The sequence below is a fragment of the Clostridium sp. MT-14 genome, assembly GCF_042436595.1.
Lineage (GTDB): Bacteria > Bacillota > Clostridia > Clostridiales > Clostridiaceae > Clostridium_B > Clostridium_B aromativorans.
The window spans coordinates 49203-71631 of the sequence record NZ_JBHMIY010000022.1; the positions used below are offsets into that span (position 1 = coordinate 49203).

At 34.2% G+C, this 22429-nt stretch carries 30 protein-coding genes; all 30 read left to right on the top strand.

The window, feature by feature from the left end:
• Positions 1-22: 22 nt before the first annotated feature.
• A complete protein-coding gene (locus tag ACFHWD_RS14520; RefSeq protein ID WP_236035028.1) occupies positions 23-208 on the top strand; it encodes a hypothetical protein in 186 nt (61 codons plus the stop codon).
• A gap of 58 nt (positions 209-266) precedes the next feature.
• A complete protein-coding gene (locus ACFHWD_RS14525; RefSeq protein WP_150356063.1) occupies positions 267-566 on the top strand; it encodes a hypothetical protein in 300 nt (99 codons plus the stop codon).
• 48 nt (positions 567-614) lie between these two features.
• Positions 615-803: a hypothetical protein gene (locus tag ACFHWD_RS14530; protein WP_150356064.1), complete on the top strand. Its 189-nt coding sequence runs from the start codon at positions 615-617 to the stop codon at positions 801-803.
• Positions 787-1431: a phage scaffolding protein gene (locus tag ACFHWD_RS14535; protein WP_150356065.1), complete on the top strand. Its 645-nt coding sequence runs from the start codon at positions 787-789 to the stop codon at positions 1429-1431. Before ACFHWD_RS14530 ends, ACFHWD_RS14535 begins: the two co-directional genes overlap by 17 nt.
• 14 nt (positions 1432-1445) lie before the next feature.
• Positions 1446-1787 carry a hypothetical protein gene (locus ACFHWD_RS14540; protein WP_236035030.1) on the top strand — a complete coding sequence of 114 codons (342 nt, stop codon included), beginning with the start codon at positions 1446-1448 and terminating at the stop codon, positions 1785-1787.
• An 18-nt stretch (positions 1788-1805) separates the two neighbouring features.
• Complete coding sequence (locus ACFHWD_RS14545; RefSeq protein ID WP_150356066.1) at positions 1806-2846, top strand: major capsid protein; 1041 nt, start codon at positions 1806-1808, stop codon at positions 2844-2846.
• Between the two features lie 51 nt (positions 2847-2897).
• On the top strand, positions 2898-3092 hold the full coding sequence (locus ACFHWD_RS14550; RefSeq protein WP_150356067.1) for a hypothetical protein: 195 nt from the start codon (positions 2898-2900) through the stop codon (positions 3090-3092).
• A 9-nt stretch (positions 3093-3101) separates the two neighbouring features.
• Entirely contained in the window at positions 3102-3377 is a 276-nt protein-coding gene (locus ACFHWD_RS14555; RefSeq protein WP_378062477.1) for a hypothetical protein, read from the top strand.
• Complete coding sequence (locus ACFHWD_RS14560) at positions 3374-3748, top strand: hypothetical protein (RefSeq protein ID WP_378062478.1); 375 nt, start codon at positions 3374-3376, stop codon at positions 3746-3748. Before ACFHWD_RS14555 ends, ACFHWD_RS14560 begins: the two co-directional genes overlap by 4 nt.
• Positions 3749-3753: 5 nt before the next feature.
• Positions 3754-4185: a hypothetical protein gene (locus ACFHWD_RS14565; RefSeq protein ID WP_378062480.1), complete on the top strand. Its 432-nt coding sequence runs from the start codon at positions 3754-3756 to the stop codon at positions 4183-4185.
• Between the two features lie 9 nt (positions 4186-4194).
• Positions 4195-4626, top strand: a complete 432-nt coding sequence (locus tag ACFHWD_RS14570) for a hypothetical protein (protein ID WP_378062482.1) — start codon at positions 4195-4197, stop codon at positions 4624-4626.
• Between the two features lie 6 nt (positions 4627-4632).
• Positions 4633-5520, top strand: coding sequence for a hypothetical protein (locus tag ACFHWD_RS14575; protein WP_378062484.1), 888 nt, complete (start codon positions 4633-4635; stop codon positions 5518-5520).
• Positions 5521-5531: 11 nt separating this feature from the next.
• Complete coding sequence (locus ACFHWD_RS14580; protein WP_378062486.1) at positions 5532-5987, top strand: hypothetical protein; 456 nt, start codon at positions 5532-5534, stop codon at positions 5985-5987.
• Between the two features lie 253 nt (positions 5988-6240).
• Positions 6241-6696, top strand: coding sequence for a hypothetical protein (locus tag ACFHWD_RS14585; RefSeq protein ID WP_378062488.1), 456 nt, complete (start codon positions 6241-6243; stop codon positions 6694-6696).
• Positions 6697-6794: 98 nt separating this feature from the next.
• Positions 6795-7124, top strand: a complete 330-nt coding sequence (locus ACFHWD_RS14590) for a hypothetical protein (protein WP_378062490.1) — start codon at positions 6795-6797, stop codon at positions 7122-7124.
• An 11-nt stretch (positions 7125-7135) separates the two neighbouring features.
• Positions 7136-10318, top strand: a complete 3183-nt coding sequence (locus ACFHWD_RS14595) for a phage tail tape measure protein (RefSeq protein ID WP_378062518.1) — start codon at positions 7136-7138, stop codon at positions 10316-10318.
• Positions 10319-10331: 13 nt separating this feature from the next.
• Positions 10332-10766 carry a hypothetical protein gene (locus ACFHWD_RS14600; protein WP_378062492.1) on the top strand — a complete coding sequence of 145 codons (435 nt, stop codon included), beginning with the start codon at positions 10332-10334 and terminating at the stop codon, positions 10764-10766.
• Complete coding sequence (locus ACFHWD_RS14605; RefSeq protein ID WP_378062494.1) at positions 10750-11871, top strand: hypothetical protein; 1122 nt, start codon at positions 10750-10752, stop codon at positions 11869-11871. The genes ACFHWD_RS14600 and ACFHWD_RS14605 overlap by 17 nt, the downstream gene beginning before the upstream one ends.
• A gap of 1 nt (position 11872) precedes the next feature.
• Positions 11873-12217, top strand: coding sequence for a hypothetical protein (locus ACFHWD_RS14610; RefSeq protein WP_150356077.1), 345 nt, complete (start codon positions 11873-11875; stop codon positions 12215-12217).
• 12 nt (positions 12218-12229) lie between these two features.
• The gene (locus ACFHWD_RS14615) at positions 12230-12790 is read left to right on the top strand and encodes a hypothetical protein (protein WP_150356078.1); all 561 of its coding nucleotides are present in this window, start codon (positions 12230-12232) and stop codon (positions 12788-12790) included.
• A 1-nt stretch (position 12791) separates the two neighbouring features.
• Positions 12792-13802 carry a hypothetical protein gene (locus ACFHWD_RS14620; RefSeq protein WP_378062497.1) on the top strand — a complete coding sequence of 337 codons (1011 nt, stop codon included), beginning with the start codon at positions 12792-12794 and terminating at the stop codon, positions 13800-13802.
• A gap of 11 nt (positions 13803-13813) precedes the next feature.
• Positions 13814-15037 carry a hypothetical protein gene (locus ACFHWD_RS14625; RefSeq protein WP_378062499.1) on the top strand — a complete coding sequence of 408 codons (1224 nt, stop codon included), beginning with the start codon at positions 13814-13816 and terminating at the stop codon, positions 15035-15037.
• 11 nt (positions 15038-15048) lie between these two features.
• Positions 15049-16983: a hypothetical protein gene (locus tag ACFHWD_RS14630; protein WP_378062500.1), complete on the top strand. Its 1935-nt coding sequence runs from the start codon at positions 15049-15051 to the stop codon at positions 16981-16983.
• Positions 16961-17227, top strand: coding sequence for a hypothetical protein (locus tag ACFHWD_RS14635; protein WP_378062502.1), 267 nt, complete (start codon positions 16961-16963; stop codon positions 17225-17227). The genes ACFHWD_RS14630 and ACFHWD_RS14635 overlap by 23 nt, the downstream gene beginning before the upstream one ends.
• Positions 17228-17238: 11 nt before the next feature.
• Complete coding sequence (locus tag ACFHWD_RS14640) at positions 17239-18234, top strand: hypothetical protein (protein WP_378062504.1); 996 nt, start codon at positions 17239-17241, stop codon at positions 18232-18234.
• A 9-nt stretch (positions 18235-18243) separates the two neighbouring features.
• Positions 18244-19329: a signal peptidase II gene (locus tag ACFHWD_RS14645; RefSeq protein WP_378062506.1), complete on the top strand. Its 1086-nt coding sequence runs from the start codon at positions 18244-18246 to the stop codon at positions 19327-19329.
• Between the two features lie 58 nt (positions 19330-19387).
• Entirely contained in the window at positions 19388-20347 is a 960-nt protein-coding gene (locus ACFHWD_RS14650; protein ID WP_378062508.1) for a hypothetical protein, read from the top strand.
• Positions 20348-20396: 49 nt separating this feature from the next.
• Positions 20397-20816, top strand: a complete 420-nt coding sequence (locus tag ACFHWD_RS14655) for a holin family protein (protein WP_378062510.1) — start codon at positions 20397-20399, stop codon at positions 20814-20816.
• An 18-nt stretch (positions 20817-20834) separates the two neighbouring features.
• Positions 20835-21665, top strand: a complete 831-nt coding sequence (locus ACFHWD_RS14660; protein WP_378062512.1) for a glycoside hydrolase family 25 protein — start codon at positions 20835-20837, stop codon at positions 21663-21665.
• Between the two features lie 109 nt (positions 21666-21774).
• A complete protein-coding gene (locus ACFHWD_RS14665) occupies positions 21775-22386 on the top strand; it encodes a hypothetical protein (RefSeq protein ID WP_378062514.1) in 612 nt (203 codons plus the stop codon).
• The last annotated feature ends 43 nt before the right edge of the window (positions 22387-22429 follow it).

A 22429-nucleotide genomic window follows, 5' to 3' on the forward strand; every position in this document is an offset into this window, starting at 1 on the left:
TATTTATGGAGGGGATTACATTTTGCAGAAAAAATCTATTAAAAATTTGAAGGTAAACTGTGATAGATGTGGGAAACAATTTGAAATAAAAAAACTTAAAACAAAATGGATAGATGAAAATGTCCAGAGAACTTATTTTGTTTGTCCATACTGTAATCAGGAGTATACTTCATTTTATGCAGATAAAAGGGGAGGTATGATGAAATAGTCCAACAAAACAAAGAAATAATGCAGGAGCTTAGGCAAAAGTATGAAGGGAGTAAATTATGAGTTCTATAAGTAGATTGTCAGAAAAATGTTCAAAATGCCCGGATGCTAAAAAGTGTAGCAATAAAAGAATGGAGGTTTGTGCATATTTGAAGTTACCCAAGAAACTATCAAATAATTGTGGAGCACGTTTAACAAGTTCTTTAATGGAACCAGCAGCAAAACCTTATACTCCCATAACTATTAAAATGGGTGAGTATGGTGATATACATACAAGCTTGGAACAGATACATGAAAATATAATGAAATCTTTTATGTTAAATCCCATTAATGAAAATTGCAATTCCAATAAGTCTTAGAAATAAGGCTTTTTATTTTTGATCTGAATTAGAAGGGAGGTTATATTAATGCCAAAAGATCTATCTGTAAAAGTAGATATTACAGGAACTAATGCATTTAATGGATTTATAAATATTTTGAAAGGGGTCATAGAAGATAAAAGGGTTCCTGATGCAGTGAAGAATGATATCACGGTTAAAATTAATGACTTAATAAATAAAAATAAGGAGGAACAGTGTAATGCCGAAGTTAAATGAAATTTTAGGAGAGGCTGCTTTTGCCCAGATACCAGAAGACGTTAAAAAGAAATATGCTGATGTTGATTTGGTGGATAGCACGGGTTATGTTGAGAAAACCGAATTGGATACTGCCAATAATTCAATTAAGGATTATAAGAAACAGCTAAAGGACAGGGATAAACAACTTGAGAACTTGAAGGAGAAAGCTAAAGGAAATGAGGAACTCACAGCGGAAATTGAAAAGCTCAAAGATGAAAATAAAAATGTTGCCAGAGATTATGAAGCCAAGATTGAAAAACTGAATTTTGATACTAAACTTGATAAAGCTCTTACAGATGCCAAGGCCAAAAATCCTAAGACTGTAAAAGCACTTTTAAACCTAGAAAACTTGAAACTAGACGGAGAAGATATTATTGGGTTAAAAGAACAGCTTGAAGGCTTGAAGGAATCTGATGGTTATTTGTTTGATGATGATGCTGGAAATGAAAATCAAAGTGGAAATCAGGGCAAAGGTGGGACTGGCCATATAGGCAATCCTGGATCATCCGGTACAGATAAAGTTATGAATATAGGTGAAAAACTCGCAAAACAGAGAGCAGAGCAGCAGGAAGCAGCCAAAGGTATAGACGATTTCTTATTAAAATAAAGGGGGAATAAAAATTGAGTATTCAATCATCAAGAACAATATTTGGAGAAAACAAAAATATACTTAGAGATGCACAGCACTTTATTAGTTTACCTGTTAAAGTTAGTGCTGCATTAATTACAGCCGATTCAAATGGAAAAAAGATATTACCTGCTGGAAGTATTGTAGATAACACTGGGAAAATAGTTAATGACGCTACGGCTTATGGTTTTGTATATGAAGATGTAGATTTTACCAAGTCTACTGGAACAGAAACAGTGCCGGTAGTTGTTCATGGAATTATAGACAGCAAACAGATACCTACTCAGCCTGCAGCCGAAGCACTTGCAGCAATGAAACTTATATCAATAGTCTAGAAAGGAAGATGATAATTAATGCCTATTAATTTTATGGATGTTTTAAATCCTGAGAACATAACAACATATATAACAAATTTACCGCCGCAAAATTTATTAGGAGCAGCATTGTTTCCAGCAGTAAAACAAATGGGGATAGATATAACTCTTATAAAGGGAGCTAAGAATAAAGCAGTAGCGTTGAAGCCTAGTGCTTTTGATGTAGCTGTAAGAGTTAGAGCATTAAGGGCTAGTGTTGATGAAAAAACTAAAGAAATGCCGTTTTTCAAGGAATCTGTTGTAATAAAGGAAAGAGACAGGCAGAATTTACTTTTAGCTATGCAGGCCAATAATCAGCAGATGAGAGATTTAATTCTTAATAATATATACAGCGATATTTCTACTCTTGTTGATGGTGCTGATGTTCAAGCCGAAAGAATGAGAATGCAATTACTTTCAGACGGCAAAATATATATTTCTACAGATGATTCAGATATATCACTGGATTTTGAAATACCTGCAGGCCATCAGGAAGTACTTGCTGGAACTGCCAAATGGGGTGATTTTGACAATGCTGACATTGTAGGAGATATAGAAAGGTGGGTAAATACCATAGAAACAGATCAGGGGGTAACTCCTTCAATACTTGTTATGACCAAGGCTACATTCAATTTAATCAAGCAAAACAAAGCTATAAAGCTTGATATAAATAAAGATGGCACAACTATAATGACTGATGCAATCATAACTGCATATCTTCAAAATAAATTGGGGGTAAGCGTAGCGATTGAAAACGGGAAATATTTTGCTGAAGATGGTACTACCCAGCTGCCGTATTATCCAGATAACAAGATAACATTAATTCCAAAAGGTACTCTTGGCAATACTCATTACGGTACAACCCCTGAGGAAGCTGATTTGATGAGTGGCGCATCTGCTAATGTTTCTATAGTTAGAAATGGTATAGCTGTAACTACTGTAAAACAAACAGATCCAGTGCAGATACAGACAAAAGTATCTCAAATTTGTATGCCTTCATTTGAGCATTCAGATGAGGTATTTATAGCAACAGTAGCATAGAGATTTCAATTTTCTCTATGCTCAATTTTATTTTATGAAAGGGTGATATAAATGGCAGCGGTCAAAGAAACTATGGTTGAAGTAACTCTTAAATTGAACATGAAATATGACAATGAAATTAAGAAGGCAGGAGAAAAACTCAAGATAAGGGAATCTGATTTAAAAGAACTTCAGGGTAAAGGATATATAAGCTATATTCCGCCAGTACAGAATCAGCAAACATCACAAAATCCGCCCAGTAAGTAGGTGAAGATTATGACCAGCGATTTGAATATATTGAAATTTAACCTCCAGGAGAAAGAGTATCCTTATTTTGATGATGAGGATTTACAGCTGTTGCTAGATAAAAATAATGGAGATGTACAGGCTGCATCTTATGAAGGATGCATGAAAAAAGCTGTAGCAGATGATTCGCTTACCCTATCCAACATAAAGCTTTCTAGCAATAGAGAATATTGGCTTGTACTTGCAAAACAATTTAAACCAGCACCGAATTATATTACCAGCATGAAAAGAGCTGATGGGCAATGAGATGGGATGAGACTAAAAAGCAGAGGATAAGAAACCAGCTTGTGAGAAAAGTTACCCCGTTTATGAAAGATGTAATAATCTTGAGGCCAGGAAAAAATGTTTTTGGAGAATATGAGGAAGATCAATATGTCTGTAATGTTAAAGGATATTACCACATAGGAAGCACTTCTGTTAATATAGTCAACAATAGCACAGATGCTGCAAACTTAAACAGGAACTATCAGGACAGGCTTTTGATGATAGTTGATGACGAGGTTAAAAAAATAAAAGAGCATGACTATTTTAAACTTGATGATGTTATGTATGAAATAATAGACAAAGGGAACATTCAAGATATTGTCTGGGATACTTATTTGAAAAGGAAGGAGTGAGAACCGTGGATGGATTTAAATTTGATGCTACCGATATGTTAAAAAAGATTGCTACAATGGGTGAAGTACACAATAGAATGAAATCGGCAGTAGGAGTTTATTGTGATAGCTCCGGTAAAAAAATGGAAGGCTATGCTAAGAATAATGCAAAATGGGAAGATAGGACCGGAAATGCAAGGCAGACGATAAAAGGCGGATTCAAATGGGAAAATGATAATAAATGCAGTGCTTATGTAGCTGGCAATATGGAATATTCCCCATATCTTGAGTTGGCACATGCTAGAGGTAAAAGCGGAGATGATGAAGTCGGCATGGAAGTAGCTCCTTCTTTTTCTCAATTGGAACTTGCTAATGAAGGTAAATATGCTATTCTAAGACCAACAGTTAGGAAACTTACCCCTGAATTTATTAGCGGCATGGCTAATCTTTTAAAATAAGGTGATGATATGGCAGAGGCTAATTTTAAATATGCAGTTCCAGGGGATATACTACAAAATTATATAGATGGATTGTATGAGCCACTTACCGTATGGGAGCGTGTTTTTTTATTACTAAAAACTAAGGGAATAGATGTATATTCTCCAGGACAACATGAAGGAAAATGTGCATCTCCTTATGTTGTAGTAAAGAATACAGGGACCATGGGATTTCAAGGGAGCAATCAGATAGGTTCGCAGACATTGGATGCAATTATATATTACCCCGCCACGAATTATTCAGGTATAGAACCTTACACCTGCCAAATTCAAGGCTTTTTAAGTGAATTGAGAGAGTATATAAGACCTACAGGAAATATTACACCGGTTATTTTGGATAATACAGTAAATGGATACACGCAAACTATTGAATATCAAACATTTCAGAGATTGAGGAGGTAAAAAAGAATGTCAGAGACTGAAACTTCATCTTTGCCAATTGCCAATATAGCGTTAGCAGAGATAATAAATGAAACAACAGGCGAAGCCTTTATTTTTGATACTGCTGAGAAAGCAGATGCAAAACCTGATTTAAGTAAAGGGAAAGAGGACATTTTACGAGTTAAAAATAGAATAATTGCTATGAACAGAACTGATGATATTTGTATTGGATATAACACAAAGCTTACAGACAATACATTTTCGCCAGAGCTTATGGCATTGATAGATGGTGGCGTAGCTACAGAAAATGGATATGAAGGGCCTGAAGTAGGAAAGGTAGTTAATAAAGCACCGTATACTTTAAATCTATATAGTGAGGAGAAGGACTATGATTCTTCAACTCTTAGGTATGCAAAATTTTCTTTCAAACATAATAAAGGAACACCGGTTGAATTTCAATTCGAGGATGGAAAGTTTTATGTACCAGAATTTGAATCAACTAGCAGGCCCAAGAAAGGTGAGAAACCTGTATATATTACTTTTGTAGATGAATTGCCAAGCGTAGATGATGGAGGGACTACACCAACTGTACCCAATCCGCCAGAACCGACTAATCCGGATGAATCTACAGGTACACCAGGAGTAACCATAGGATCTGATTGCAGAGTAACATGGACTTTTGCTGATGCTGTAAATGATGCAGATGTGATAGCTGCTAATTTCAAGGTTACTAAAAAATCAGATGGATCAGTTGTTCCAGGTGATGTAACTATGGATACAACTAAAAAGATTATTACTTTTGTGCCTACAAGTATAAGCGCTGGTGTAACTTATGAGGCTACTGCGGCATCCATAAGAAAAGCTGATGGAAGTGGCAATACAACATCAGTAACAGTTGAGTTTACTACAGCATAGGAGGGTTTTAAATGGATGAATTAAAAGTAACAAGTATGGAAGAATTAAAAAATCAGTCTACAGAAGTGATAGAATTGCAGCCTTTTGCTGGCGATAAACTTATTCGGGTAAGAGTAAAAAGACTTTCAATTTTGGGACTATGCCAAAGTGGAGAAATACCTAATCAGCTTTTAGGAGTAGCAAGAAAGTTATTTTATCAGGAAGATATTCAAAAAATAGACTTAAAAGAATATGGGAAAATAATAGATATAATTTGCGAAAATACTCTGGTTGAGCCGAGTATAGAGCAATTAAAAGAAGCAGGTTTAAAGCTCACGGATGTGCAGAAATTTGAACTTTGGGCCTACAGCCAGCAGGGGGTGGAAGGGTTAAAATCCTTTCGTAAGATCACAAAGGGTGCTATCAGTAATAGTGATGTCAAAGGCCTACAAAATAAGGCCAAGTCAAATTTTAAGAATAGAAAATGATTATGATGCATTTTGCTTTGATGAGGCATGTGATTATATATTGAGCGAACTTTGTAAAGAAAAGCCAAGAACTCCTAAATGGGGTGATAATAAAAGGCAAGTTACAGATAATAATAATAATATATCGACAATTAAATGGATGATGAAACATAATAAGCCTCTATAAAATGGCTAATATTGGACAAAATATGAATATTTTGTTACAATATAGTAAAACTTATCCGAATAAAATAAATATTATGGGAGGCATATCATGAAAAAAGTATTGCCGATATTGCTAATAGGTATATTAATGTTAGGGTTATCTGGTTGTGGAGACAGTGAAGAAAAGAGTCAAGCTTTAGTGGCTCCTAAGCAGGACGCCATTGATTTAACGGTTAAATCATTAAAGCAAAATGAATTTGTTCAAGATGTCGGAATAAAAGCTCATAATGATAAAGGCACTATCAAGATAGCAATACAAACAAAAGTACCTTTAAATGAACAAAACGCTAAAAGTCTAATAGATAGTGCTATAAGACAGCTTAGTACATTTAATGACAGCCAGGATGGACAACCTACTAAAAATTACTATGGAAAGCTGTGGGACAGTTGGAACGCTGAAGTGGTGATATTTATTAATGAAAGTACACTGACATTGAGAGGCGATAAGATACCAGGCAAAGATGCTCCAATAACTTACACTAATAAGGGTAATCCTGCTGATTGATGATTTATTTAACTAATTGGATGGTTCACAAATAATATAAATTAAAGATTAGAAATTCTAAGAATAAACACTTACTGAAAAAAGTAGGTGTTTTTATTATGCTGAAAAGAGGTGAGATCATGGCAATAAATGCAGGTTCTGTAGTAGCTTTTATGGAGTTAGATACTTCGAGATTTACAAATGGTCTTAAAAGTGCAGGGCAGCAAATGAAGCAGTTTATGAATTCCAATAATTCCACGGAAACTAGGATACAAAGCTTAGGTGGAGCCATGAATACAGTTGGCTCCACTGCTACTAAGGCACTTACGATACCTCTTGCTGGAGTTGGAGCTGCTGCAGTAAAAACATCCATGGATTTTGGAGCTCAAATGTCCAAAGTGCAAGCTATATCGGGAGCAACAGGAAATGACTTAAATAAATTAAATTAAGAGAGCAGGCTATTAAACTTGGAGCCGATACGGCATTTAGTGCTACAGAAGCTGCCGAAGGACAAGAAAATTTAGCATCTGCGGGTTTTAAAACCAATGAAATATTGGAAGCTATGCCTGGAATGTTGAACTTGGCAGCGGCAGGAAATGTTGATATAGCAACAGCATCTGATATAGCAGGCAGCTCACTTAGAGGTTTTGGAATGGAAGCTGGACAGGCTACGCATGTTGCAGATGTATTGGCGAAAACTGCGGCGGATACCAATGCAGGAATAACTGATACGGGAGAAGCAATGAAGTATATTGCACCAGTTGCTCACTCTCTTGGAATCTCCTTTGAGGATACAACTGCAGCCATAGGATTATTAAGTAATGCAGGGATTAAGGGTTCTCAAGCTGGTACAACCTTGAGAAGTGCATTGACTAATTTGGCAAGCCCTACAAAAGCAGCAGCATCAACAATGAAAGAATTAGGAATGAACTTCTTTGATGCACATGGGAAAATGCTCCCTTTGGGAGATGTCATACAGCAATTAAAAGATAAAACTTCTGGACTTACACAACAACAAAAGGCTAGCGTAATGGAAACATTATTTGGCAAAGAAGCTATGTCTGGAATGCTTGCTTTGGTAGATCAAGGGCCTGATAAATTTAGAGAGCTTGAAAAGGGGCTCAAAAATTGTGATGGTGCAGGAAAAGAAATGGCCGACACAATGCAGGATAATCTTAAAGGCGCTATTGAATCAATGAAAGGGTCACTTGAAACTTTAGGTATAAGAATAGGAGATGTACTTGCACCAGGGATTAAAAGAGCTGCAAATTTCATATCTGCTCTAGCCAATGGATTTTCTAATTTACCAAGGCCTATTAGAACTGCAATTGTTTATCTTGGAATTATGGCTGCGGCTTTTGGACCTGTAATGATTATTTTCAGTAAAATAATAACATCAACTGCTACAGTGGTTGGAGCCCTGAAAAATATAGGAAATGTTACAAAAAATGTTGGAAATATTTTTAAGAGTTTTAGAAATGCTGCAAATGTTTTTAAGCTTTTGCCAGCAATTATTAATCCGCCTGTTTTAATTACAATTGGAATAATAGCAGGATTAGGATTAATAGTATACGAAGTTATAAAACATTGGGATGGTTTTAAGAAATACGCATCTGCTTTTGGAAATGCTATAAAAAATATATTTAAATCCATTGGAAGCTTCTTATCTAAATCCGTTGAAGGATGGAAGCTAATATTTACAGGCTTTGGAAAACTATTGGGAGTAATTGTTTCTGGATGGAAAATAATATTTAACGGATTCGGGAAATTTTTAAGTGCATCTGTTTCTGGATGGAAACTGATATTCACTGGGCTTGGATCAGTTTTCAAGTCCATAGGAAAATTTATATTTGAAGGCTTACTTAATGGAATTGGTAGTATGGCCGGAAAAATAGAAGATAAGGTTAAATCCATAGCAAATTCTATTAAAGAAAAGTTTAAAAATGTACTTGGGATACATTCACCTTCAAGATCATTTGTTCAATATGGGATGTATATAAGTGATGGTCTTATAGAAGGATTAAGACTTAAAGATAAATTTGTTGTAGATAAAATTAGCGAGACTGCCAATGCTGTAACTGGCAAATTTGAGAAGGTACTAGGCATACACTCACCTTCCAAAGTATTTGCTGATTATGGAGAAAATATAGGACAGGGCTTAATAAATGGAATGCAAAACAAGATGGATGATGTTAGTGAGCAAACAAAGGCTTTAGCTGATGAAGCTAATATACAAGAGAAAAACTCAATGCCAGAGAGCCCGGAGTTAAAGCCCAACCTTCAACCAAATAATAAATTAGATTTTATTGAATTGGGGAAGAAGTCAGGTCAGGAGTTTATTAAATCATATACTGATTCAATAAATGAAGGACTTAAAAATTATAAAATACCAATACCTGAAAACAGCAAATCAAATGTTTATAGTAAAGATACTATCAATGCCATAAATGGATTGAAAAATTCACAAAAAGAAGAATTGACAGCAATTAATAGCATAGAATCAGCTCAAGCAAATCTTTTTAAGAATTGGTCCAGTGCAAATAAAGTTCAACTAGGACAAATGCAAGCATTGATTAAAGAACAAAATCAAATTACAGGTGCATTAAATGCGGTTGCTTATAATACTAATTTATCTAGAACAGCACAGGCATATAAGAATTTGAGTGCTCAAGTTGATAATTTTAGTGTAAGAACATTAAATGCTTGGAACAAATTATTTAGACCAATGATAGACCATGAATCATGGATACGTTATATTAGAGATGCTTATCGTAATGATTTATTACCTACGGCAGAATATGTATGGCACAAGATATGGCTTCAATGGAATGCAGCAAGTATGGTTGAACAAGGTTATTTAAGTGTATTATACGTTATTTCAAGGAAATATAAGGAACTTATTTCATTATCAGATACCTTCTTTACTAAAGCACATAAATGCTGGAAAACATTAACTAAAGATGCATTAGAATATAACTCGGTGCTTCTTAAGCTTATACAAACCTATAAAATATTGAATTCTACAATAAATTCTAGTGTTAGCCTGTGGAAAAAGGCATTTGAACTTTTTGGCAAGTTTTTACACGTGGAAATAGAAGGCTACAAGATAATATTAGGTGGGTTAGGCATAGCTTTTTACAATATAGGTAAATTTATTGTAGAGGGGTTAATAGGAGGCATAGGAAGTGTATTAGGAAAACTAAAAGATATGGTTGGTTCTGTAGCTTCAATCATAAAAGATGGCATAAAAGGAGCACTGGGAATACACTCTCCTTCGACTGTTATGTTTGAATATGGAGCATTTACTGGTCAAGGGCTTATAAACGGTATGGCTTCTATGGAAAGTAAATTAGGGCAACAAGTAACTAAATTCTCTGAAAAAATATTGGGAGTAGGCAAGGCTAACCCTAATTTAGATGATATTGCATTAAGCGGAGCCTATGAAAGTGGTAATAAAGATAGATTAGGCAATCTTGGAACTAAGCTCCTTAATTTTGATCCAAAAATAAATCTATATGTAACTGTAGCCGATACTGGAGAAAAAGGGACTGCAAAGCTTACAGATGAAGTAAAATCCATGGCAAAGAGTTCGCTGAAAAATGGATTGGTGGATTTCTTTATGAATGATGTTATAAGAGACTAGGAGGTGGTTCAGTTTGGATATACCAAGACTTGAAGGATTTAATATACAATTTTTATATTCAGATGGCACAGATACGGGCGCTATTATAACAAACTATAAACCACCCCGTCCATCTTATTTCAGGAAGGGTATAAGGACTATTTCTGGTTATACTCAATTCCAGGAGAATGTGAAGTCTGATTGCATAATTGAATTTACTGCAGCATTTCAAATCAAAGGGAATACAGATGCAGAAACACAGGCCAATACACAAAAATATTTAACCTTTTTAAGCAGGCACACAGAGAGATTTACACTTATAAATGAGTTTGGAGTTACCTACAAAGGTTATATCCAGGAGAAATTTGATCCTGATACTCCTATTGAAGGGGACATATATTATATATCTACAGAGCTTTTGTGTAATCATGATGTTTCTGGATGGGTAAGTGATGATGATGGATTTTAGAGTAGAGATATATAAAAAGATGGGCTATGTAAATTACGGTACTGAGGATGCGAATAAAATTATAGTCAGAAACAGTCTTGTAAGTATAAGGATAAACAGAGCTAGAGATACACAAGTTGCTGAAGCTACTATAATTATGGAGTATGAAAAGCTGCCTCTAGCTGCGTTTCAGGGAGGCACTTCAGGAATCATAGATAATTATGCAAGAATAGAAATATGGTTTGATACTGTATGCCAGTTTTCAGGAGTCATTAAAAAATATGAATACAATGAAGAGGATAAAACTATAACCTTAACATGCCATGATATGTTCTATAGGCTCTTGAATGTATGTGATGGAGAGATAAAATATGGAGCGACTACTGCAGCAGATGTCATTGCGAATTTGATAAGTAGAGTAGGGCTGAGCTTCCACCGTTCAGGTGGTACCAACTACAGTATTTCAAACTTAACTATATCTGATGGCACTGTTTTTATGGATGTTATACAGAATTTTATAGAAACAATGCATGCATCTATCAGGTGTGGTAAAAGTGGTACCATTTATTTAGAAGATCAATATCCTTCATATATTGAGGGTGGTGGAGATTCAAACCATTTTGACTGGACATACAGGGATTCTAGTAATAATTCTTCTGATAATGCTGGAAGGGATGCATCTTTAATGAAAAACGTGCTTAAAATAACTTGCCCTGTGAAAATTGAAAATAAAGACTATACTGCATTTGATAAATTTGAAGATCCAACCATGACTGAATATTTGAATGATGAAAGATGGTATGACATAATAGATAATCCACTTGCAAATACACAGGAAAAAAGGAAAGCTGTAGCAGGATGGCAGTTCCTAGAATACTGGAGGAACAGTACACCTTTAACTATACTTCCCACGGCTGGAAATAGGGACATTGATATAGGCCATATAGTAAAATTATTAAGAGACAATGCAGATCCAGGATATTATTTAGTAGTTGGAATAGATACGGAAGTCAATGCTGATAATGGGTATACAAACATATTACAGCTTCAAGGCATGAGAGATAAAACAAAAATATATGAGTTGCCTAAGTTACTTGCTTCCGGACTAATAAAGGAGGCAAGCTAAAATGTCAGGCATGGGATTTAAGAATTTTAGGGATCCGGTTGTGTATATATTAAATCAGGAGCTTAGGAAAAGAAATGTAGGTAATAGGATTTCTATTGATACGGGGGAACAGCCCTATACGGATGAACTTGTTGAATATCCTGTACAGCTTGTAAGAGATTCTAATACGAAGAAAGTAGTTAAATGTATATATGGAACTGGTTCAGAAGAGTGGTCAGAAGAACTTATTAGGGATTCATCAGGAAAAGTATATAGGATTAAAACAACTTATCCTGATGGCAGCACAAAGACAATACAAATTAATAAGGATTCAAACGATCTGGTTGATAATATAGATTATGTTTAGGTGGTGATTTAATTGAGCCTACCAAGTTATGTTATAAATTTTGATGAATTAGTAGATGCAATAAAAGATTATTTACAAAATGGAGTTAATGTTGATATCGGGAGCATAACAGTTCCTACATCCAATATAGAAGATTTACTTACGCAAATAAGAGATAAAATTCAAGGCGTGAATTATGCAGATCTGATAGAAGCATTAAACGCTTTTGGAGTTAAATTAGATGGATTGGCTGGAAACTTAGGTATAAGTGGTACGCAGAAAATATATGGGGAGATGCTCCAGATACCAGCAAGTACCGGAGCCTATACAATAGAACTTACTATACCTGCTAATGGAAGAATAACTGGAATAACCACTTCTCAATCAGCATGGAATTTCCAGGATACTTGGGATTTAAAAGTTGGAGAGGATACTTTATTTACTGGTGTACGAACTAAAGAGTATGGAGAAAATAAATTCTTTAATGTATTCTACCCGGTAACTGCAGGGCAGAAGATAGATTTTATATTTAATAATATAAGCGGATCGTCTAAGGTGTTGTGGGTAGATTTTAATATACTGGAGGATGCATAAAGTGAGCCTACCAAAGTACATTATAAATTTTGATGAATTGACAGGCCAACTGAAGAAAGATTTGCTTGAACTTATAGATGATGCAATGAAAGACAAATATCCTCAATTGGATACTGGGAATGTAGAATCTTTGTTAAGTCAAATAGAGGATTTGTTGCCGGATGAGAAGTATAAGGGCCTTAAAAATAAGATAGAACAATTCATATTAGGAGAATATACAGGCGTTCAGAAAGTTCATGGAGCTTTATTGGATATACCGGCAATAATAAGTGATTATAAGAAAGATTTTGTTTTTGACAAGGATGTTTTTCTCACTGGTCTGCATTTAAACCAGACGGGATGGAAAAAGGATGATAGATATAGCCTAGTTATAGATAAAAATAAAATAATAGATAGTGCAACTACGAAGGAAATAGGGGAACATAAATACTTTAATACCTTTTACAAAGTAAATGCCAATACGCCTGTTTCTTTTATTTTGCATAATAATAGCGGTAACAGCAGGCAAACTTTAATTGACTTAGAATATCTGGAAGGAAAAGAAACTACGATAGATCCAGGAGCTCCCGAAAATCCTGATATAAATGATATACCAAACGATTGGGATATAGCGATTCGTATGCAGTGGGAAGAAAATTCACCTTGTGATGTGGACCTTCATGGGATTATAGGAGATATGCATGTGTCATATAGAAACAAATCATATGATGGTTTTTATTTAAACTGGGACTATGTAGAGCATATGACAAACAATGATCCCGAAATAATATCAGTTAAAGGGCATTACGATAAAACTTTGGAGATATATGTTCATGATTTTAACGGAGAGTCACTGAAGGATCCTGTAAATATCAAGATATATGAAAAAAGACTCTATGGTGTAATACTTCTCAAAGAATATAATATAAAAGTTGTTAATGATAGTTCTCTTGGATATGGAGTATGCAGTATAGATTTAAAAACCAAGAAAATAACAGATATGTTTATCAGAAAAGATTTATTTAGAGAATAGGAGGTAATTAGATGGCAGTGACAGAAGATTTTTACTACGTTGAAGGCAACACCAGCGTGAAGAATTTAGTTAAAACACTTGTTACGGAAATAACCCAAAACGCTGGAATTTATAAGTGGGATTTGGTAGTACCGGATAGCATAGATAAAATTGGTAGTACATCAGAAGGAACCACAATAAATTTAATTACAGATGGCAGCACTACAGATAAAGTACAGACGGTTTTTACATCTTCCAGTCAGAATGACACATGTATAATAAAAGCTACTACGTCATACGGAAAATCTTTTTATGTAAAAATTGACAGGGTGGCAAGGAAATTAACCACTAAAGAAAAACAAGCTATAGTAAATTTTAAAAGCTTACACACGTATTCTATTGGAGGAGGAGGCACAGGACATAGAACAGATGCACAAGTCCTAGAGATGATGGCAGGTGATACAGGAGGCTACAGTGACTATGTAAGTGCCATGACAAGTGGGCAGGCATTAAATAATATAAGGCTACAGATAGCAAAGGAACTTAACCAAGCAGGTGACAATATAAATGTATCTTCTGATATACAGGAAAAGTATAATTGCAGGCTGGCATGGTATAGAAATCTGCAACCTGAAATAAAAGATTTTTTACCAGTACAATATTGGTTAAATGTTACTAAAGATAGCATAAATCTTGTACTTAGAGGAGATCCTTCGGCAGATGTAGCGCCCTATGAAAATTATTTGACTAGTTATTGCTATATCGGAGCACTAAAACCTGTAGAAGATAGCGCATACACAGATGATGAATATAATTTTGGGATAACGACATCCAGTGATATTGAGCCAAACTACAGCAATCCATATGGTGAAAGAACTGCCACAGGAGTGACAGATGTATGTATGATTGCAAATAAAATAGGTATGCCTTATCAGCCACATTATCCAGCTTTCTATACAACTAATCCATTTATGGATAAATGCAATGCAGAGGGAAGTAGGTGGGATCATAAAAAGCATCAATTCTCGGATATTACTTTGGTTCATCCTGTTGATATGGAAAGAGGAAAGATGATTAATGTGTTGGCAGGTGATTCCTCAAGTATATATGATGGGGACAAATTAGTGTATATGAAGGATACTGATAGCGAAGAGAATTACAAAAAGTTTAAAGTAACAGCACCGTTTAATTTCCTGAATAATAGTGCAAATATAAATTACTGCGTTGCCATTAGGTGCTATAAGGCTACTGAATAGGAAGTGGTTAAATGACCTTGCATATAATTCCCTTGTGTGGCTTTAAATATGCAGGGAATATTTATTCTACTGAATTTAAATATGATACTTCAGGACAAATCATAAAAGCTAATCAAAGATGGCTTGTAAGGGAGAAACTAAATGAAATTGAGAAAGAGTCTTCAAAGACACTTTCTGGCTCCAGGCATGTTTTATATAAAAATAGCAAGAAAACTTTGCATAAATCATCTTATGAATTCATAAAGGAATCTCTGAAAGAATTAAGAATAGGGCATAGGGATGTAAACAAAAATAGAATTTTATGTCTTAAATCAATATTGCCAGGCCTAGTTAAAACTAATAATATCGAACTAGAAAGATGTAATATTTTATTAGATATAAAATTAGCATATTATTTAGAGAGGGGCTATTTGAATTTTATCAAAAGTAATGAATTGGAATTGGAAAAACATAATCTTTTAATAAATATACAAACAAGTAAAGAAGTAGGAAACAGTACTAACTATAATTTGTATATTGGTAAATATAAAAATTTGCAAAGACTGCAAAACATAATTATAAGTATAGAGAAAGATGTGGAGATTACAAGAGAATGGCAAAATGAATTTTACAAAAGAAATATGGAAGTGATTTTGGATAGAGAAAATATTCAAGTGAATTTATCCCACAAAATCTTTATTGAAAGGATTGATGAAAAACAAACTTTTAAAAGTATAGTAGCAAAACAGCTTTTGCCAAAAAAACTCATAAATATTAATGAAATTTCTGTGATTCATTATATTGAGAGGGCATATTTGAAGAATATAATTGAAAATTCCAGTGACAAAATAGTAAACAAACTTACATCAAAGGAAATTAATAAGAAGGCTATAAGTAAAACAGCATATAGAATAGCCAGTTTAAATATTTACAAATGTATAGAAAAAATATTTGCATATAAGTATAGTTATAGAGAAACTTTTAAATTCAATCATTATAGCTTGGCTAGGATTATTTTTGATTATATGTTTGAAAACAGATTTTATAAAGTTCTTAGGAGGAAAATAGACAAAAATATTTACTATAATAAAAATTTTAGTTTAAAGAGAGAGATTGTTACCAATACGAATAAAATATTTAACAAATATCTGAATTATAGGAGCTTTACTAATATTTATAAGCAAGCGGAAGAAGCATTATTAAATGCTTCTATACTTAACATATTTAAAAATAAAAGCTATAACTTAGGTAGCCTTAGTAAGGATTTGTATAAAGAGGCCAACTATAACAAATTTATAGAGATTACAAAAAGATGGTGGTGGCTGGATCCTACAGATCCAAGAGACAATTTAGTTATTCCTAGTAAAGATTTTAGCTATAATCAAGACATATTAAACAATCTAGATTATGAATATTTGAGATTTACCAACCATCCTATAGGTTGGGGAAATACCTGGGGTATAGATTGGAATATTCCTGCTTATGCTGTAAGTATAGAAATAATGTTGGATATTGTAAATATCCTAGTAATGATATGGCATGATAATGTACAAGGATGGCTATGCTGCACTGGCAAAGAATCAATGCAGTTTATTATGGAACTTATCTATGATTGGTATAATTTAAATACTTCAAATCCTAATGTAGATTACTACAGGGCTTATAGATGGATAAGATGGGAAGCAGAGAAAGTATACTTTTTGAATCTGGATAATGGATTGCAAGCTATAGGTATACTTATAGCAAATCTCATAGATTATTTAAAAAATCATGAATTTAATTTAGTTCCAATTTGGAGAAATCCAAAGGCTATGGATATAGAAAGAAACTTTAATAGAATTGCTCAAAACGGTGATCTGATGAAAGATTTAGATAAGACGAAAGGTAAAAGATATTACTATATAGAGACTCAGAATATAGAGAAGAAAAATATTTTAGGAGATGATGAAAGTGGCAACAATTCCTAGTACAATAGATTTTAAAAAACCAAGGCAGAAAGAATGGGGAGTTATCCAAGGCAAAAATTTAGTCCAATTGAATTACGGAGGGACAACGGATGATACTGGAGACCCTATAAAAGCCTATTCGACTAATTGCTATCAGGATGCACTTGAACAGGCCAAACTATTGATAGCACAAGGTACTGGAACAGCTGACGTTCAAGTCGTTGAATTCGTACCATATGATTACATGATGCAGCCTAATGTATAGGATGTGAGTATATGAAGCTTATAAAAGTTAAAGATGGATTGCTGGAGGTTGAGAATTTTTTCTTGACCTCTTCTTTTAGTGATTTTGCTGGAAGTGCAAATGTAACGAGAGATATTTCTACTGGAAAAGTGAAACTAATTAGCAATAGCAAGATTGAGAGAAATTTTAATTATGCTGAATTTGTATTGGAAGTAGAAAAAGAAAACTTTGATTTAATGAAGCAGGATGATTATGCGGCGCTGTATTTTGACAATGAAAAATATGCCTTTGGTATTAAGGATAAAAAACAGGATGAACAGCATAGGTTCTGGAAAATATTAAAACAGGATAATTATATCCAGGCTTATGTAAGTGATGATGGGGCTAATTATACCAATATAGGTGGAATGAATTTTGCAGAGGAAATACTTCACCAGGGATTTGAAAAATATAGTGGTGAAGATTTTGTATTGGACAATTACAAAGTTTATGCAAGCCCCTATGTTACACTACAGAACTTCCCTGAAAATACTATTTGTGAACTGTATGATGAAAATGACAATTTACTCAAAACCAGAGTCTTTGATAGCAATATGGAGTGTAAAGTATTTCTAGACTCTAATATGAGTGGATATTTTATTTTTAAAGATGCAGATGGAAATCAGCTATACAGATCCGAACTAATAGATTTAAAATATGGTGATGTATATGTATTCAGTCAGTATGAACTTGAAATAGTCTATAACGGATTAGTTGTTACCAATACAAACCCTGGAATATTAAAAGATTTGGATGAAAGCATAACGATTAAAAACATGGATACTGCAGACTATACAGGATTGAATATTGGGATAGAAACTGCCAGTAATGACTTGATTCAGTTGAGTTTGGATGGTGAAACTTATTCCGATACTATAACTTTTGACTTGCCGCAAGGGCAGAGCAAAGACATATTTGTAAAAATAACTAAAAATGCTGACAATCATAATTTTTCGGTAAGAGATTTTCAACTTGTTATAAATGAGTAGGTGAAGTATATGAGTGAATTTTTTAGTGTAACTCTAAATAAAGATGCAGTTTTAGATGATAGTGTAACAAATAGTTCTACAGGATGGACAGGACAACACATATTGGATGAGATAATATCTCACAGAGTAACCCGATTTGAAAGCTTGGATGACGTAAATGTAGTGAATAAAGAGGATAAACAAATAGTCATCTATTCAGCAGATCAACAAAAATTTACTACTGTAGATCTTCAAAACACAGGAGGAGCAGCAGGACTAAGCTTAAAGCAAGTAAGTAAAATGGGAGTAGTAGGAAGTACTGATTCTCCGTATATAGTAGATATCCCAATCAATACAGTAGATTTCAAAGTTCCTAGAGTTAATGTATTGCAATTTCAGCAGGGAGATCAAGACATTATAAAGACTCTAAATTCATTTAGTAACGCTGAATCTAGTGATTTTGAACCTGATGATATGATTGCTTTTGATGATACCGCACATCTTAAAATGGGATATGATTATCAAATGGCTTATGAAGGGGATATTGGAACTGATAATAAAGAATATTCTTGTCAAATAGATCAAAGTATTTTCAAAGATATAAGTGATATACAGCAAAGTGAAGATGGAGATAATGAAATAATTAATTTAACAGCAATTCCACCAGATAGATTATTAATTGCAAGTGGTGATAAAGATTTAAGCTACGTTCAAAATATAGACTATTTCAAACTTACAGGTACAGGAAATAATTTAAGAATAGTGTGCAGTGCAGATAGTGGAGCAACATGGAAAACATTTAATACAGATCACTGGGAAGATGTAAATTTAACGGTAGAAGATATTAAAGTAAAAGGAATTGATATAAGTACTTTCAATGCTATTAATTCTACCTACTGGAATTTATTAAATGCAAATAAAAAAATAAGGTTCGCTTATTTACTATCTATGGATAATATTTCAGATGTAGAAAATGTAGATAATTTGGATTTACAGTATGATGGACAGGGCAAATGGATACAAGCTAAAGAAACTGATTATGATGTTATTTATGCTAGCAATACTCAATTACAAGTGTCTTTAAAATTTAGTGGAGATGTTAAAATTAATTACTAAAAAATTACAAATAGAATGAAGATAGGCTCTGTTTATTTTGTATAAAGGAAGTGAAAAAATGTCGAATGGAAATTTTGCAGGTGGAGATGGAACATCCTCTAATCCATATTTAATAGAAGATGCTGATGATTTAAATGCTATAAGAAATAATTTAACTAAAGCGTATAAATTAATTAAAGATATAGATTTAAATATATCTCCATATAATACTGGAACTGGTTGGCTTAATTTTTCGGGAAATTTTGGGGGAAGTCTAGACGGTTATGGTCATATAATAAAAAATTTATATACAAATCATCCTAATAGTGTTTATCTTGGATTATTGGGATTTGGACAAGGAGCAACTGTTAAAAATATAGGACTACAAGATATTAATGTAATCGGCAGAGATGGTGTTGGTGCTTTATTTGGCAGTGCTATAGATACAACTATAATTAATTCATATTCTACAGGTAATATAAATGGAAACAATTACGTAGGTGGATTAATAGGAGGATATAATGGAAGTCGATGCATTTTAATTAATTCATATTCCATTTGTCATATAAGTGGTAGCAGTTACACAGGAGGAATAAGTGGTAAAGGTATATTTACTTTAATAGCAAATTCATATTGGGACAAAGAGACATCTGGGCAAGCTACATCAGCAGCAGGAACTGGATTAACAACAGCACAAATGAAAACTCCTTCAAGTTTTGTAGGATGGGATACTGAGGTATTAGATGATGGTGTTACTAAAGTGTGGATATTAAAAGATGGAGAGTATCCTAAACTATGGTTTGAAAAATCTCCCAATAAGTACTTAATAATGCAAAATAATGAATATTATTCATTAAAGGATAATGCATTAACAGAATTAGGCATACCAACAGATAACACTCAAAAAGAGGAATGGTTCAATGATTATGGAGTAGATGACTTGAAATTAGCACTACTTACTCCAGATGAAGGTGGAAATAAGTTGATTAATAGCTTGGATAATCAATTTGAGGTTAGGATGATGGTACCGAAGAGCTAGAGATAGCTTTTTTATTTTTTACCTTAAATACTTAAACAGGAGGCTAGAAATGGAATATCTTATAAGCTATTTTAAGGAGTTTACAGGAAAATTAGTGGCCATAGGGTTTACGGGCTCTACAATAGGGGCATTGTTTACATGGTGCTTCGGAGGGTGGGAAGTAGGGTTAAAGGTATTGGTGTCCTGTATGGTCCTGGATTATGCTACGGGGCTTATGTGCGGGTGGAAAGAAAAAGATCTAAATAGTTCCAGGGGCTTTAAGGGGCTTAAGAAAAAATTTACAATACTTTTAATTTTAATACTGGCCGTACTTTTAGACAGGCTACTTGGACAATGTTGGACATTTAGAACTATGGTTATATATTTTTATGTGGCCATAGAGGGAATAAGTATATTGGAAAATGCGGTTAAGTTAGGTGTTCCAATACCTAGAAAGTTAGAGAATACATTGGAACAACTAAAAAAATAAAGTAAGGAGGTAATCAAATTGATTAAAGGTGTAGACATAAGTAATTTAAATGGCCCTATAAATATGGGCTTAATTAAAAATGCCGGTAATTCCTTTGTAATCGCAAAGGCCACCGAGGGGAGTACCTTTGTAGATAAATTTTATAATGACAATATTAGAAGAGCCAAAGCCCTGGGACTTGTTACCGGGGCTTATGCTTTTGGAAGATTTGCAACTAAGGAAAAGGCCATCCAGGAAGCCAATTTTTTTAAACAGATTGCGGCAGGTGCGGAGCCTGATTTTGTTGTGCTGGACTTCGAGCAACAGTGCAGCGGGGACATGACGGATGCCTGCCTGGCATTTCTGGATGCCATATCTTCTATAGCGCCGGCGGTGATTTATTGTAATCCAAGCTATATAAAGGAACATTTAAATTCCAAAATAACAAAGTATCCTCTTTGGGTTGCCCATTATGGAGTGAACTCTCCAGGTTTTACGTTGTGGAGCAAATATGCCATATGGCAGTATACGGACAAGGGGCAAATATCAGGTGTGTCCGGATGTGTGGACCTTAATTATATGGCGGAGGATTTCTATAATCTTGTAAAAGGAGGTAAGAAGAAAATGGATGCTATTGTGATATATAACTACGGTGCTGATATGCATTCCGCGGAATTGCTGGCTGATTTTTTAAATTGTCCTACGATTTCCAATGCCAGAAAATTTGATTATTCTCAAGTGAAGAATGTTTATGCTGTTGGTGGGAAGAAAGAGCAGTATACAAGCTATTTAACAGAACTTATCAGCGGTACGGATAGATATGAAACAGCACAGGCTGTTTTAAATTTTATAAAAAATGGAGGCAAATAAAAATGTCAGGTTTAACTATATTATTTATTGTTATAGGGCTGGCCATTGGAGTGGGAGCTGCAGTATTNCAGGCTGTTTTAAATTTTATAAAAAATGGAGGCAAATAAAAATGTCAGGTTTAACTATATTATTTATTGTTATAGGGCTGGCCATTGGAGTGGGAGCTGCAGTATTGGTGCTCCTGCCAGCTTTAAAGAGGAAGGGCATTGACACAGGAGAAATATTACAAAAGGTTGACAACGGTCTGCAGGAGGTTAAAAAATATACTGATGCTGCAAAAGCTATAGTACCGGGCAACAAGTTTCTGAATATTTTGAGTATGATAGAACACTATGCGGAGATAGGTGTAGGGCAAGCTCAGCAGCTCAATATATCTTCACAGCTTCCAGCGGACCAGAGGAAAAAGAGTGCTGAAGATTATGTATATAGTGTACTTCAAAAGTTGGGTATAGAAGTGGATGACAATGTAAAAACCATAGTTTCCGGGGCGATAGAGAGTAAAGTATATGAACTCAAAAGTCCAGAAGAGAAAAAGTCAGCTGGGCAGACGGCGGCTCAAACTCAAATATCGCAGCTTCAAACTCAAAATTCACAGCTCCAGAGTGAAAAAAGTCAGCTGCAGCAGGAAAACGGGGAATTGAAAAAGAAGGTTGCTGATATGCAGAGTATTGTGGCTCCTGTGCAAGAGGCAACTAATACGGCTCCAGCACAGCCAGCTTAATAAATTTAGCCCTAGAGCGGAAGACTGCTTTAGGGCGTACTTT

What these genes read in the sequence shown, in the direction of transcription:
- ACFHWD_RS14525 (WP_150356063.1), top strand. Translation starts at nt 267, where the DNA reads ATGAGTTCTATAAGTAGATTGTCAGAAAAATGTTCAAAATGCCCGGAT.
- ACFHWD_RS14530 (WP_150356064.1), top strand. Translation starts at nt 615, where the DNA reads ATGCCAAAAGATCTATCTGTAAAAGTAGATATTACAGGAACTAATGCA.
- ACFHWD_RS14535 (WP_150356065.1), top strand. Translation starts at nt 787, where the DNA reads ATGCCGAAGTTAAATGAAATTTTAGGAGAGGCTGCTTTTGCCCAGATA.
- ACFHWD_RS14545 (WP_150356066.1), top strand. Translation starts at nt 1,806, where the DNA reads ATGCCTATTAATTTTATGGATGTTTTAAATCCTGAGAACATAACAACA.
- ACFHWD_RS14550 (WP_150356067.1), top strand. Translation starts at nt 2,898, where the DNA reads ATGGCAGCGGTCAAAGAAACTATGGTTGAAGTAACTCTTAAATTGAAC.
- ACFHWD_RS14555 (WP_378062477.1), top strand. Translation starts at nt 3,102, where the DNA reads ATGACCAGCGATTTGAATATATTGAAATTTAACCTCCAGGAGAAAGAG.
- ACFHWD_RS14560 (WP_378062478.1), top strand. Translation starts at nt 3,374, where the DNA reads ATGAGATGGGATGAGACTAAAAAGCAGAGGATAAGAAACCAGCTTGTG.
- ACFHWD_RS14570 (WP_378062482.1), top strand. Translation starts at nt 4,195, where the DNA reads ATGGCAGAGGCTAATTTTAAATATGCAGTTCCAGGGGATATACTACAA.
- ACFHWD_RS14575 (WP_378062484.1), top strand. Translation starts at nt 4,633, where the DNA reads ATGTCAGAGACTGAAACTTCATCTTTGCCAATTGCCAATATAGCGTTA.
- ACFHWD_RS14580 (WP_378062486.1), top strand. Translation starts at nt 5,532, where the DNA reads ATGGATGAATTAAAAGTAACAAGTATGGAAGAATTAAAAAATCAGTCT.
- ACFHWD_RS14585 (WP_378062488.1), top strand. Translation starts at nt 6,241, where the DNA reads ATGAAAAAAGTATTGCCGATATTGCTAATAGGTATATTAATGTTAGGG.
- ACFHWD_RS14590 (WP_378062490.1), top strand. Translation starts at nt 6,795, where the DNA reads ATGCTGAAAAGAGGTGAGATCATGGCAATAAATGCAGGTTCTGTAGTA.
- ACFHWD_RS14605 (WP_378062494.1), top strand. Translation starts at nt 10,750, where the DNA reads ATGATGATGGATTTTAGAGTAGAGATATATAAAAAGATGGGCTATGTA.
- ACFHWD_RS14610 (WP_150356077.1), top strand. Translation starts at nt 11,873, where the DNA reads ATGTCAGGCATGGGATTTAAGAATTTTAGGGATCCGGTTGTGTATATA.
- ACFHWD_RS14625 (WP_378062499.1), top strand. Translation starts at nt 13,814, where the DNA reads ATGGCAGTGACAGAAGATTTTTACTACGTTGAAGGCAACACCAGCGTG.
- ACFHWD_RS14630 (WP_378062500.1), top strand. Translation starts at nt 15,049, where the DNA reads ATGACCTTGCATATAATTCCCTTGTGTGGCTTTAAATATGCAGGGAAT.
- ACFHWD_RS14635 (WP_378062502.1), top strand. Translation starts at nt 16,961, where the DNA reads ATGAAAGTGGCAACAATTCCTAGTACAATAGATTTTAAAAAACCAAGG.
- ACFHWD_RS14640 (WP_378062504.1), top strand. Translation starts at nt 17,239, where the DNA reads ATGAAGCTTATAAAAGTTAAAGATGGATTGCTGGAGGTTGAGAATTTT.
- ACFHWD_RS14645 (WP_378062506.1), top strand. Translation starts at nt 18,244, where the DNA reads ATGAGTGAATTTTTTAGTGTAACTCTAAATAAAGATGCAGTTTTAGAT.
- ACFHWD_RS14650 (WP_378062508.1), top strand. Translation starts at nt 19,388, where the DNA reads ATGTCGAATGGAAATTTTGCAGGTGGAGATGGAACATCCTCTAATCCA.
- ACFHWD_RS14655 (WP_378062510.1), top strand. Translation starts at nt 20,397, where the DNA reads ATGGAATATCTTATAAGCTATTTTAAGGAGTTTACAGGAAAATTAGTG.
- ACFHWD_RS14665 (WP_378062514.1), top strand. Translation starts at nt 21,775, where the DNA reads ATGTCAGGTTTAACTATATTATTTATTGTTATAGGGCTGGCCATTGGA.